A 12,647-nucleotide genomic window follows, 5' to 3' on the forward strand; every position below is an offset into this window, starting at 1 on the left:
TTGGAACAGGTTCTAGTCGAAAACGGCGGTGCGGTAGCCTGTCCCGTCATGGGACGCGTGGACGGAAAAGTCGTACTGATCAGCGGTGGAGCTCGGGGGATGGGCGCCGCACACGCAAGGGCGCTGGTCGCCGAGGGCGCCTCGGTGGTCATCGGGGACATCCTCGACGACGAGGGCAAGGCGCTGGCCGACGAACTCGGCGAGTCCGCCCGCTACGTGCACCTAGACGTCACCGAGGCCGAGCAGTGGGACGCCGCCGTGGCCGTGGCCGTCGATGCCTTCGGTCGGCTCACCGCGCTGGTCAACAACGCGGGCATCGTGGCGCTCGGTCAGATCGGCAAGTTCGACATGGTCAAGTGGCAGAAGGTCATCGACGTCAACCTGACCGGCACCTTCCTCGGCATGCAGGCGGTCGTGGAGCAGATGAAGGCCGCCGGCGAGGGATCGATCATCAACGTCTCGTCGATCGAGGGCCTGCGCGGCGCCCCCATGGTGCACCCGTACGTGGCGTCGAAGTGGGCCGTCCGCGGTCTGGCCAAGTCGGCGGCCATCGAACTGGGCCCGAAGAACATCCGCGTCAACTCCATCCATCCCGGCTTCATCCGCACGCCGATGACCAAGCACTTCCCCGACGACATGGTGACCGCACCACTGCGCCGGCCCGGAACCTCGGAGGAGGTGGCGAGCTTCGTGGTGTTCCTGGTGAGCGACGAATCCTCGTTCTCGACCGGCGCCGAGTTCGTCATGGACGGCGGGCTGGTCACCGACGTGCCGCACAAGGATCTGTTCTAGCCGACCCGTTCTCGCCGCTCTCGGGGACCTCGCGGCCGACCGGGGTGAGCGGTACGCGGCGGGCACGGGCATGATGGTGGCCCCACCGTCGCCGCACGCGCGACCCGAACTCGAGGGAGCGCGTCATCGCCACGGACCTGCGTCGCGCGGCCGTCCTTGGCACCGTCTTCGCCCTGCTGCTGTTCGTCGTGTGTGCCGGCGACGTCCCGCGTTTCGCCGGCCCGGAACCGCCTGCCGTCAGCGTCGAACTCGCCGACGGGTGGACGCTCGCCTCGGCGCGGCAGGTCGGTGACGACGGCGCGGCCCTCTCGCGCGACGACCGCCCGACGGCGGGCTGGCACGACGTGCGGAACATGCCGGCGACGGTCCTGCAGGCGCTGTCCGACGACGGCACCCACCCGAACCTCTACTACGGCCGCAATCTGCTGGAGACGGTGCCGCAGGACCTGTGGCGTCAGGACTGGTGGTACCGCACCACGTTCACCGCCCCCACCGGGTACGGCAGCCAGCGGCTGCGCTTTCCGGGGATCAACTACCGCGCGCAGATCTGGCTCAACGGCCATCTCGTCGCCGGTGACCGCGAGATCGTCGGCATGTACGTCGACCACGTCGTCGACGTCTCGCCGTGGATCCGACCCGGACGACCGAACACGCTGGCGGTTCGCGTGACGCCGGAGCGGGCGCTGCAGGACGAGGACGGCGTCGAACTGGCCGACAGCTGGTTCGACTGGATCAACTGGAACTACCTCGGCTATCAAGGACCGAACAAGAATCCCGCCAACGGCAACTCGTTCGTCGCCGACCGCAACGCCGGCATCTGGAAGCCGGTCTACCTGGAGGCCTCCGGGCCGGTGTCGCTCGGCCCCGCGACCGTGGACACCGATCTGCCGCTACCCGCGACCGACAGTGCGCGGCTCACCATCTACTCGACGGTCCGCAACGCGGCGCCGCAGCGCACCCGCGGCGTCCTGCGCGCCACCATCACGCGGCCGGGCCGGCCCGACGTCACCGTCGAGCAGGACGTGTCCCTCGGTCCGGGCGAGACCCGTGAGGTCCGCTTCGATCCCGACGCGTTCGACGCGCTGCGCGTCGCGCACCCCGATCTGTGGTGGCCGTACACGATGGGCGCCCCCAGCCTGTACGACCTGCGCCTGGAGTTCGTCCGATACGGCGCGGCGGTCGACAGCCGGTCGCAGCGGTTCGGCATCCGCGAGGTGTCGCAGTTCCGCGACGACGACGAGCGGTTCCCCGAGCTGGGTCGCGGCGGCAGCTTCTACCTGACGGTCAACGGCCGCGACTTCCTGGTGCGGGGCGCCACCTACACCCCGGACCTGTTGTACCGCAACGATCCCGACCGCGAGGACGCCATCCTCGCCTACACCCGCGACCTCGGGCTGAACATGCTGCGGCTGGAGTCCAAGATCCCCACCGAGCGCTTCGTGGAGCAGGCCGACGAACTCGGCATTCCGCTGATGGTCGGGTGGATGTGTTGCAACCAGTGGGAGCGCTGGCCGCAGTGGGACCCCGAGGACTTCGGCGTCGCGAAGGCCAGCCTGAGATCGCAGATCACCATGCTGCGCTCGCACGCGTCGGCCTTCGTGTGGGCCAACGCGAGCGACGGCCGACCGCCGCCGGACGTGGCCGACGCCTACCACGGCATCCTGCGCGAATTGCATTGGCAGAACGCCACCGTCGACAGCGTGTCCTCCTACACCGTCGGGGCCGACGGCGAGCGGCTCTGGGACGGCATCCAGATGGCCGGTCCCTACTCCTGGCGGCCGCCGACGTACTGGTTCAGCGGCGAGTACCGTGCGGCGCGCGGCGCGTCGGCCGAACAGGGAGACAACGAACACATTCCGCCGTTCGCGAGCCTGCGCCGGTTCATCCCGCCGGACCGGCTGTGGCCCATCAACGACGACTGGTCGTTCCACGCCGGCTCCAACCCGGACAACGCCGACCTGCGCAGCATTCAGCGTGCCGTCAACCGCCGGTACGGCACGTCGTCGGGCGCCGAGGAGTTCACCCGCAAGGCGCAACTGGCGCACTACGAGTCGACGCGCGCACAGTTCGAGTCGTTCGCGGCGCTGGGCTGGGCCGGACACAAGATGACGATCTACTGGATGCTGAACAACCACTGGCCGTCGTTCTTCGGCAACCTCTTCGACTACTACCTGCGGCCGGGCGGCGCGTACTTCGGCGCCAAGAAGGGGCTGCGGCCGCTGTCGGCGGTGTTCGACTCCTACGCCACGGGCACACACGACCGCGCCAACGTCACCGCGGTCAACCAGAGCCCGGCCGAGGTGCGCGACGTCCGCGTCCGGGTGCGGGTCTACGACCTGCAGGGCCGGGTGCGCGAGGACCGCACCAGCGCCCCGCTGACGGTGCCGTCCGGCGGAGCCGTCCCGGCACTGACGCTGCCGCGGGTGGCGCGCGACTCGCGGGTGTTCTTCGTCCGGTGCGAGCTGCTCGACGCCACCGGCACGCCGCTCGACGAGAACGTGTACTGGCAGTCGCAGCAGAACGACGACGTCGGCGATCCCAACCGGGACACCGCGTTCGTGCTCAGCCAGGCGAGCTTCGCCGACATGACGGCGCTCAACACGATGACCCGGGTGCCGCTCGAGGTGACCGCCCGCCGCACGACGAACGGGGCCGGTCAGCAGGAGGTCGCCATCCGGCTGACCAACCCGACGCCGCGGGTGGCGTTCTTCGCCCGCGCCGAGGTCACCGCGACGCGCGACGGCGACGAGATCCTGCCCATCACCTACGACGACAACTACGTGACGGTGTTCGGCGGCGAGTCCGTGGAACTGCGCGCCGTCGTCCCGCCCACCGCGTCCGGCGACTGGGTACGCGTCACGCCCTACAACGGGTCGCCCGTCGAGGTCCCCGTCGACGCCCGGTGAGCACGACGCCATCACACTCGCCTGGGCCGGGTGTCGGTACCGCGGGCGTGGGTAGCCTGACCGCATGGCACCACGCGAGGACGATCCACTGATCGAGGCGAACGCGGCGGACGTGGCCGAGCAGGCCCGCGACACCGCGGATCACGACGACGCGGTGACCCCGGGCGCCGACGGCATCGCGCTGGAGACCGACCCCGCGGACTACCAGGAGCAGCTGCAGTCGATCGTCGACGACGGCGTGGACGAATACCGCGACTGAGTCCGGCGGACCCTCAGTCGACGGTCACCGGCCGGCGGCGCAGCAGCACCGCGCGGGTCACCGACAGCAGCACCGGCAACGCGGAGAGCACGGCGATCACGAGCACGATCAGCTCGAGGTGCGCGTGCACCAGCGGCACGGTGCCGAGGTGGTAGCCGACGAGGGTGAGGCCCACGCCCCAACCCAGCGCACCGATGACGTCGAAGGCGAGGAACACCGGGTAGCGCATGCCGGAGGCGCCGGCGATCACCGGTGTGAACGTGCGCACGACGCCGACGAAGTGGCCGATGACGATCGTCTTGCGGCCGTGCCGCTCGAAGAATCCGTGCGACGACGCCAGGTACCGCTTCTTGAGGAACCGTGCGTCGTCCCGCCGGAACAGCGCCGGCCCGGCACGCCGCCCGATGAGGTAGCCGAGCTGGCCGCCGGCGATGGCCGACGCGGCGGCGCACCCGCCGAGGGTCCACACGCTCGCCGGTGCGCCCGGCTGCGCGGCGAGCAGGCCGGCGGTGAACAGCAGCGTGTCGCCGGGCAGGAACGGGAAGAACAGGCCGGTCTCGACGAACACGATGAGGATGACGCCGGGCAGCAGTGCCGAGGCGAACATGCCGCCCTCGCCGAGCCAGTACATCGGGTCGAGCACCTCGGGCATGGCCAGCACGGCGCTCGTCACGGACGCCGAACCTAACCGGGCGACGTTGCGAAACACTGAACGGAATGCGTCGACGACGGGGGTCCCGCGTGGCGTGCGCGGTCGTCGTAGGGTTGGGCGAGTGAGCGCACGCGCGGGCATCGTCGTCACCGGCACCGAGGTCCTGACCGGCCGGGTCCAGGACCGCAACGGCCCCTTCCTCGCCGATCAGCTGCTCGACCTCGGGGTGGAGCTCGCTCACGTCACCATCTGCGGTGACCGGCCGGCCGACATCGCGGCGCAGCTGCGCTTCCTTGCCGGCGAGGGCGTCAACCTGATCGTCACCAGCGGCGGGCTCGGGCCCACCGCCGACGACATGACGGTCGCGACGGTGGCCGAGTTCTGCGGTCGAGATCTCATCCTCGACACCGCACTCGAGGAGCGCATCGCCGACATCCTGCGGCGGCTGATGCGTGCCCGCGGCGTCGCCTCTGCCTCCCAGGACGTGGACTTCGACGCCGTCCTCGCGGCCAACCGCAAGCAGGCGATGGTCCCCGCGGGCGCCGAGATCCTCGATCCCGTCGGCACGGCCCCCGGCGTCGTGGTGCCGGGCTCGCCGACCGTGGTCGTGCTGCCGGGCCCGCCCCGCGAGCTGCAGCCGATGTGGTCGCGCGCCGTCGCGACCGCGGCCGTTCAGGAGGCCATCGCCGGGCGCACCCGGTACCGGCAGGAGACCGTCCGGATGTTCGGTCTGCCCGAGTCGGGCCTCGCCGAGACGTTGCGCGAGGGCGAACTGCGCATCGACGGCTTCGACCGCCTCGAGATCACGACCTGCCTGCGGCGGGGGGAACTCGAGATCGTCACGCGCTACGAGCCCGACGCCGCCGACGTCTACGCCGAACTGGTGGACCTGCTGCGTTCCCACCATCCGCGCGAGGTGTTCTCCACCGACGGGTCCCTGGTCGACGACCAGGTCGCGGCCCTGCTGGCGGGCCGCACCATCGCCACCGCCGAATCATGCACGGCCGGGATGGTGGCCGCACGGCTCACCGACCGGGCCGGCTCCTCGGCGTACGTGGCCGGCGGCGTCGTCTCCTACTCGAATCAGGCGAAGATCGATCTGCTGGGCGTCGACCCGGCACTGCTCGACGCGCACGGCGCCGTCTCCGAACCGGTCGCCGAGGCCATGGCGGCGGGCGCGCTCGCGCGTTTCGGCGCCGACACCGCCGTCGCCACGACCGGCATCGCCGGACCCGGCGGCGGCAGCCCCGAGAAGCCGGTGGGCACCGTGTGCTTCAGCGTGCGACTGGCCGACGGCACCTCGGTGACCCGCACGCTGCTGTTGCCGGGGGACCGGTCGGACGTCCGGGAGCGTTCGACGACCGTCGCCATGCACCTGCTGCGCGGCGCGCTGCGCCCCGAATGACCTTGCACGGCAATACCGTCGACGACGAGAGGATCGACCGAGGAGTGACGAAGCTGCTGGATGACGCCGACATGGACGCCCAACTGGGTCGCACCCTGATCGCCGTGGCCGCCGACGCGGCCGACCTGGGGGAGGCGCTGGCGACGGCGTCGCGCGCCCGCCCCGGCGACTACGACTCCTGGTTCGACGAGTGGTCGGCGACCGCCACGGCCGCCCAGGAACTCGGTGACGAGGCGCTCGGCAAGGGACGTCTGGTGACGGCGCGCAAGGCCTTCCTGCGCGCGTCGGAGTACTGGCGGCAGTCGTTCTTCTTCCTGCGGCACGACGTGACCGACGAGCGGCTGCTGCGGGCCTGGCGGGCGCACCGGGAGTCGTTCCGGGCGGCGCTGCCGCTGCTCGGCTGGAACGTGGTCACCGTCGAGATCCCGTTCGAGGACGCCACGATGACGGGCTATCTGTTCCGGCCGAGCGATGACGGCATGCCGCGCCCGACGGTGCTGGCGCCGTGCGGTTTCGACTCGACCGCCGAGGCGGGCTACGTCGCCACCGGCCACATGGCCCTGCCGCGCGGCTACAACTTCTTCGTCTTCGAGGGGCCCGGGCAGGGCGGCATGCTGTTCGAACACGGCGTGCCGTTCCGTCCCGACTTCGAGGTGCCCTTCGGGGCGGCATTCGACTGGCTGCTCGGACAGACCGGTGTGCACTCCGGAGCCGTTGCCGTGCTGGGCCGGTCGTTCGCGGGCTACCTCGGCCCCCGTGCGGCCGCGTGCGAGCCACGGGTCGCGGCCCTGATCGCGGACCCCGGTCAGTACGAATTCGCTTCGCGGCTCGGCTCATTGGGTGGTCTGACCCGTGAGCCGGACCGGTTCGTGGAGCGGGTGCGTGCCGCCGACCCCGAACTCGACGCCGAACTCGAGGCGCTGCAGGCGGACGCCCGCGGACGGGAGTGGTTCGGCTCGCGAATGGCCGCGATGGGCACGCGGTCGGTGGGTGACTTCGTGCGCAAGCAGCTCGAGTTCACCCTCGAGCACGTCGTCGCCGACATCCAGTGTCCGACGCTGGTCACCGACGGCGAGGGCGACGCCACCTCGCAGAGCGCGCTCTTCCACGACCGCCTCACCTGCCCGAAGCGGCTCAAGCGGTTCACCGCCGCCGAGGGCGCCGGGGGGCATTGCGAGGGGCTGGGGTCGACGGTGTTCGAGAGCTACGTCTTCGACTGGCTCGACGGCGTCATGGGCCGTTCCGGCTGACCGGTCAGCCACCCGTCGCGGCGGTGTAGCCGACACCGCCGAGCACGCACGCCAGGCCGCACAGCACGAACGTGCCCACCGCGAACGGCCAGGCCGGCGCCTTGCGGACGAGCTGCACCACGGTGACGACCACGCCGGTGACGCCCATCGCGACGGCGGCCAGTAGGGCGACGCCGACCGCGGTGACCGCCCCGTCGACACTGCACGTCGGCGGCGGGCAGTGGTCCAGGAAGGCCAGCAGGAAGAAGCCCATCAGGCCGGCCGCCACCCCGCACAGCGCCGTCAGCACCAGCGTGGCGATCGAGATCACCAGGTCGGCCACCGAGCGCTGCCGCGGTGCCTGCGGCACGACCACGGGTCAGCGCTTGCCGTCGATGTCGTCCCAGGCGCCGATGATCGTGCCGAGGATCTCCTCGGCGACGCCCAGCCCGCCGAGATGGCTCTCGCCCGGCAGCGCGTACAGCCGGGCGTCGGGGAGCCGCGCGACGACGTGCTCACCGTGGGCGAACGGCACGATGTGGTCGGCGTCGCCGTGCCACCAGTGCACCGGCACCTTGACCTCGTCGAGGCGGAAACCCCAGTCCTTCGCGAACACCGCGACGTCGGCGAACGGTGCGGACAGCTGCTTGCGGCTGCCGTTGAGCAGGTCGTCGAGGAACATCGCGCCGAACTCCGGCCGGGTGAGCAGCCGCCGGTCGGCCTCGGGGGACACCGCGGCATAGGCGTACAGCGCGACCGGCGCGATCGGCCGGATGGCGTGCACCAGGCCGACGGCCGCCCACCGCAGCGGGAGCCCGACGTAGGGCAGCGCCGGCGCGACCCGAGACCCGAAGCCCATGAGACCGCCGCCGATGCCTTCGGTACCCACGGTCGGCGCGACGCCGCCGAGGACGCCCACGACGACGATGCGGTCCGGCATCGCCGCGGCGCAGCCCAGCGTGTACGGGCCGCCACCGGACAGCCCGATGACCGCCATCTGGTCGATGCCCAGCACGTCGGCGATGGTGCGCAGGTCGTCGGCGAAGGCCGCCACGTTGCGGTACTGGTGCGGCGTCGACGATCCGATGCCCGGGCGGTCGACGCCGATCAGCCGGATGTGCTCGCGCTCGGCGTACGCGCGCGCCTCCACGGGGATCTGCCGGCGCGCCCCGGGGGTGCCGTGCAGCCAGAAGATTGCGCGCCCCTGCGGGTCGCCGAACTCGGCGAAGCCGATCTGACGATCGTCCCCGACGGCGACGTTGCCTTCCAGCTTGGGACGCTCGATTGACATGACCATGCGCAGCAGTCTCGCATGTGCGGTGCGTCACTCCGCCCGGCTTGGGTCACTTCCGCTCAGGCGGCTGCCTTCGTCAGCGCCCGCACGACGGCGTGCTTGGCCAGGTCGACCTTGAACCCGTTGTCCGGAAGCGGTTCGGCACCGGCCAGCGCGGCGTGCGCGGCCGCGACGAAGGCGGCGCGCTCCGGGCGCCGTCCGACCAACTCGTCCTCGGCGGCGCGGACCCGCCACGGCATCGCCGCCACGCCGCCCAGGGCGACTGCCGCCGATCGGATGGCGCCGTCGACGACGTCCAGGCCGGCCGCGACGGACACCAGCGCGAAGGCGTAGCTGTGCCGGTCGCGCACCTTCTCGTACCAGCCGTGCTCAGCGAATGGCGATGCGGGCAGCTCGATGCCGGTGATGAGTTCGGCCGCGTCGAGCGTGACGTCCCGTTCCGGGTGGTCGCCGGGCAGCCGGAAGAACTCGGCCCATCCCAGGCGGCGCGCCCCGGCGGGTCCGACGACGTGCACCGTGGCGTCCAGGGCGGCGAGCGCCACCGCCATGTCCGACGGGTGCACCGCCACGCAGCCGCCACCACTACCGAAGAGGGCGTGCTCGCGGTTCAGGCCGGCACGCGCCGCGCAGCCGCTGCCGGGTGATCGTTTGTCGCACGCGGCGAATGCCGGGTCCATGAAGTACGGGCAGCGGGTGCGCTGCAGCAGGTTGCCTCCGGCGGTGGCCATGTTCCGCAGCTGGGTGGTCGCTCCCGACAGGATCGCCTGGGACAGCACGGGGTAGCCGTCGCGCACCAGGGGATGGTTGGCGACGGCGCTGTTGGTCACCCCGGAGCCGATCAGCAGGCCGCCGGCCGGGGTCGCGATGATGGCGTCGAGTCCCAGCCGGCCGACGTCGATGAGGACGTCCGGCGTCTCCACGCCGTTCTTCATCAGGTCCAGCAGGTTGGTGCCGCCGGCGTAGAACCGTCCGCCGGTGCGCGCGGCGGTCTCGACGGCATCCTCGACGGATTCGGCGTGGCGGAACGCGAAGGTCTTCACGACGCCGTCCCCCGGCCGTGCACGTCGGCGATGGCAGCCACGATGTTGGCGTGCGCGCCGCACCGACAGATGTTGCCGGCCATGCGTTCCCGGATTTCGGCGCGGTCCAGCTCGACGCCACCGACCCGGCGGCCCGGGCAGCCGAACGACGCCGCGGACAGATCTCCGCGGGCGTGTTCGCGCAGCATCGCCTCCGCGGACGAGATCTGCCCCGACGTGCAGAAGCCGCACTGGAAGCCGTCGTGGCGCAGGAAGGCCGACTGCATCTCGGACAGCTCGTCCCCGTCGGCGAGGCCCTCGATGGTCACCACCTCGCGGCCGGTGATCGACGCGGCCAGCGTGAGGCACGCCAGGACGCGCTCGCCGTCGACCTGCACGGTGCAGGCGCCGCACAGTCCGTGGTCGCAGCCCTTCTTGGTGCCGGTGAGCCCGAGGCGCTCGCGCAGCAGGTCCAGCAGCGTCGACCGCACGTCGGCGTCGAGATGCAGCCGGTCGCCGTTGATCGTGAGGTCCACGGGATGGGTGTCGGTCACTCTGGGCGCTCCGCTCGGTCGGCGATGGCCTCGTCGAAGGGGACCATCAGCTGCTCGCAGGTGATGGGCAGGTCGCGCAGGCGGCGACCGGTGGCGTGGAAGACGGCGTTGGCGATCGCCGCGGGCACGCCGCACGCCCCGATCTCCCCGATGCCGCGGACGCCGACGGGATCGAGGGCGTAGTCCGGCGAATCGACGAACGTGACGTCGAACTCGGGGACGTCGGCGTGGGTCGGCACGTAGTACTCGCCGATGAGTTGCGCGGTGGTCGGGTCGGTGGGGACGCGTTCGAGCAGCGCCATGCCGAGACCGAACAGGATGCCGCCCATCACCTGGTTGCGCGCCAGCCTCGGGTTGACCACCCGACCGCAGTCCATCACCGCCACCCAGCGCGTGACCGTGACGCGGCCGGTCGACTCGTCGACCTCCACCTCGCAGAAGTGCGCACCGAAGGACTGCGACGCCGGTCCCGTCTCGTCGGGGCCGCCACTCGACGCGGTGAACGACAGGTCGGCCAGCGTGGCGGCGTCGGCGTTGCGCAGCGCGTCGACGAGCGCCGCCGGGTCGGTGCCGAGCCCCGGACGGTGGCGGTCGAGCCGGAGCCGCCACTCGGTCGCGGCGGCGTGCACGGCCGAGCCGACGGTCGCCGTGGTCTGCGAGGCGCCACTGTAGGGCGCCTCGGGAAACGACGAGTCGCCGGAGGAGAAGCCGACCGCGTCGAGCGGGAGCCCGGCGGCGTCGGCGGCGATCTGGGTCATCACGGTGCGGACCCCCGTGCCGACTTCGTGCGTGGCAGAGGCGAAGTGCACCCCGTCGGCCGTCGTGGTCACGCTGCACGACGCGGGCATGCGCCGGCCCGGATAGGTGGCGCTCGCCGTGCCCCAGCCGACCTGGACGCCGCGCCTGCGCCACGACCGCGGTGCCGGCGGCCGCGCCGACCAGCCGAACCGGTCGGCGCCCAGGGCGTGGCACTGCGTGGCGTGCTTGCCCGACCACGGCCGTCCGCTGGCCTGGTCGACACGCGGATCGTTGCGGATGCGCAGTGCCACGGGGTCGACGCCGGTGGCGTAGGCGAGTTCGTCCATCGCGACCTCGAGAGCGAAGAGGCCCGGCGCCTCACCAGGGCCGCGCATGAAACACGGTGTCGGCGCGTTGATTCGGCCGACGGTATGGGACACCACCAGGCGCGGGGACCGGTAGAGGAGCCGCGCCGACAGGCCCGCCGGCTCGCAGAAGTGCGCGACGGTGGACGTCTCGGTCAGCGTGTGGTGTTCGGTGCTGGCGATGGTGCCGTCGGCGGCGGCGACGAGGTCGACGTCCTGTTCGGTACGCGGCCGGTGACCGGTGGAGGTGAACATCTGGGCGCGCGTCAGGACGAGCTTGACGGGTCGGCCCACCTCCCGCGCCGCCACGGCGCAGAGGGCCACGTGCATCCACAGAAAGCTCTTGGAACCGAACGCGCCGCCGACGAGGGGAGACAGGATCCTGATGTCGTCCTCGGGCATGCCGAGATAGGCGGCGAGCGCGTGCCGTTCCCCGCCGATCCAGCGGGTGGCGTCGTGCACCAGCAGCCGGTCGCCGTCCCAGGAGGCGATGGTGGCGGACAACTCGATGGGGTAGTGCGCGTTGACGTCGGTGGTGAACCGTGAAGCGACCCGGACACCGTCGGCGGGAGCGGCGTCCGGTCCGCGGCGGTCCTGCAGCTTCTCCTCGACGAGCTTGACGAAGTGGTCGGGCCGGTAGGCGCCGTGGCGCACCGCCCCGTCGCCCCCGTCGTCGGCCACGTCCAGTGCTGCGCGCGCCGAGAGCACCGCGGGTCGCGTCGCGTACGACGGCCGCACCAGGGTCGCCGCGTCCGTGGCGTTCTCGAGCGTGTCGGCGACGAGGACCGCCAGGTGCTGGCCGACGTGCTGCACGTCCAGGTCGGCCAGCGGCGGGCGGCGCTCGAGCGGCAGGTCGTCGCTCAGGTCGCGTGGCGGCGGATGCAGCGCCGGACAGTTCAGCGGCGTGAGGACGGCGAGCACGCCCGGTGCGGCAGCGGCGGTCTCGGTGACCGCACGCAGCGAGTCCTCGAGCACCCGGCCGTGCGGCACGTCGGTCTGCACCAGCACGGCGTGCACCAGATCCGGCACCGCGACGTCGGCGGTGTAGACGGCGCGCCCGGTCACCTTGTCGCGGCCTTCGACACGCGTGACGGACCGGCCGACGGCAGCATTCACGACGCCAACTTCGCACCGGCGTACCGCCGGCGCAACTCGTCGACGGCATCGGCGAAGACCGCGTCCCGGTGAGCACGGATCACGTCGCAGGGCGCGTCGGGCACGCAGAACGTCGCCGTCCACACGACCAGCACCCGGCCGGTGCCCACGACGTCGGACACCTCGAGGGTCGCGGAGTACTCGATCTCCGTGTTCGGCACGGGCCCGCCGTGGGAGCGTTCGGCGTCGCCGAGTCGGGCGAGGTGCTCGGCGATGGTCGCGTCGTCGGCGGCGGGGACGTCGATCTCCCTGCGGCATCGGATGGTCGGCATCGGCTCT

12 protein-coding genes are annotated in these 12,647 nt (G+C 71.7%); 5 read left to right on the forward strand and 7 right to left on the reverse strand.

What is annotated here, in order from left to right:
* Positions 1 to 48: 48 nt before the first annotated feature.
* The 3 genes from FZ046_RS20440 to FZ046_RS20450 all read left to right on the forward strand — a co-directional run bounded on the left by FZ046_RS20440 (position 49) and on the right by FZ046_RS20450 (position 3,957).
* Positions 49 to 792, forward strand: coding sequence for a glucose 1-dehydrogenase (locus tag FZ046_RS20440; protein ID WP_070355555.1), 744 nt, complete (start codon positions 49 to 51; stop codon positions 790 to 792).
* Between the two features lie 188 nt (positions 793 to 980).
* On the forward strand, positions 981 to 3,698 hold the full coding sequence (locus FZ046_RS20445; protein ID WP_070355556.1) for a glycoside hydrolase family 2 protein: 2,718 nt from the start codon (positions 981 to 983) through the stop codon (positions 3,696 to 3,698).
* A gap of 64 nt (positions 3,699 to 3,762) precedes the next feature.
* Complete coding sequence (locus tag FZ046_RS20450; protein WP_070355557.1) at positions 3,763 to 3,957, forward strand: hypothetical protein; 195 nt, start codon at positions 3,763 to 3,765, stop codon at positions 3,955 to 3,957.
* 13 nt (positions 3,958 to 3,970) lie between these two features.
* On the opposite strand, the gene FZ046_RS20455 is transcribed toward FZ046_RS20450, so the two are convergent.
* Positions 3,971 to 4,630: a DedA family protein gene (locus tag FZ046_RS20455; RefSeq protein ID WP_070355558.1), complete on the reverse strand. Its 660-nt coding sequence runs from the start codon at positions 4,628 to 4,630 to the stop codon at positions 3,971 to 3,973.
* A 100-nt stretch (positions 4,631 to 4,730) separates the two neighbouring features.
* On the opposite strand from FZ046_RS20455, the gene FZ046_RS20460 reads away from it, so the two are divergent.
* Positions 4,731 to 6,014, forward strand: a complete 1,284-nt coding sequence (locus FZ046_RS20460; protein ID WP_070355559.1) for a competence/damage-inducible protein A — start codon at positions 4,731 to 4,733, stop codon at positions 6,012 to 6,014.
* A gap of 44 nt (positions 6,015 to 6,058) precedes the next feature.
* Positions 6,059 to 7,264 carry an alpha/beta hydrolase family protein gene (locus tag FZ046_RS20465; protein ID WP_125939827.1) on the forward strand — a complete coding sequence of 402 codons (1,206 nt, stop codon included), beginning with the start codon at positions 6,059 to 6,061 and terminating at the stop codon, positions 7,262 to 7,264.
* Positions 7,265 to 7,268: 4 nt separating this feature from the next.
* Here FZ046_RS20465 and FZ046_RS20470 read toward each other — a convergent pair whose 3' ends face one another.
* The 6 genes from FZ046_RS20470 to FZ046_RS20495 are packed head-to-tail and all read right to left on the reverse strand — an operon-like array spanning position 7,269 to position 12,640.
* A complete protein-coding gene (locus tag FZ046_RS20470) occupies positions 7,269 to 7,619 on the reverse strand; it encodes a hypothetical protein (protein WP_070355560.1) in 351 nt (116 codons plus the stop codon).
* A 3-nt stretch (positions 7,620 to 7,622) separates the two neighbouring features.
* On the reverse strand, positions 7,623 to 8,540 hold the full coding sequence (locus FZ046_RS20475; RefSeq protein ID WP_070355561.1) for an alpha/beta fold hydrolase: 918 nt from the start codon (positions 8,538 to 8,540) through the stop codon (positions 7,623 to 7,625).
* Between the two features lie 56 nt (positions 8,541 to 8,596).
* Positions 8,597 to 9,577, reverse strand: coding sequence for an FAD binding domain-containing protein (locus tag FZ046_RS20480; RefSeq protein ID WP_070355562.1), 981 nt, complete (start codon positions 9,575 to 9,577; stop codon positions 8,597 to 8,599).
* Complete coding sequence (locus tag FZ046_RS20485) at positions 9,574 to 10,110, reverse strand: (2Fe-2S)-binding protein (protein WP_211372250.1); 537 nt, start codon at positions 10,108 to 10,110, stop codon at positions 9,574 to 9,576. The genes FZ046_RS20480 and FZ046_RS20485 overlap by 4 nt, the downstream gene beginning before the upstream one ends.
* A complete protein-coding gene (locus FZ046_RS20490; RefSeq protein ID WP_246182824.1) occupies positions 10,107 to 12,278 on the reverse strand; it encodes a xanthine dehydrogenase family protein molybdopterin-binding subunit in 2,172 nt (723 codons plus the stop codon). The genes FZ046_RS20485 and FZ046_RS20490 overlap by 4 nt, the downstream gene beginning before the upstream one ends.
* A gap of 47 nt (positions 12,279 to 12,325) precedes the next feature.
* The gene (locus tag FZ046_RS20495; RefSeq protein WP_070355564.1) at positions 12,326 to 12,640 is read right to left on the reverse strand and encodes an SRPBCC family protein; all 315 of its coding nucleotides are present in this window, start codon (positions 12,638 to 12,640) and stop codon (positions 12,326 to 12,328) included.
* Positions 12,641 to 12,647 lie beyond the last annotated feature (7 nt).

The organism is Mycolicibacterium grossiae, assembly GCF_008329645.1.
In the GTDB taxonomy this organism is placed as follows: Bacteria; Actinomycetota; Actinomycetes; order Mycobacteriales; family Mycobacteriaceae; genus Mycobacterium; species Mycobacterium grossiae.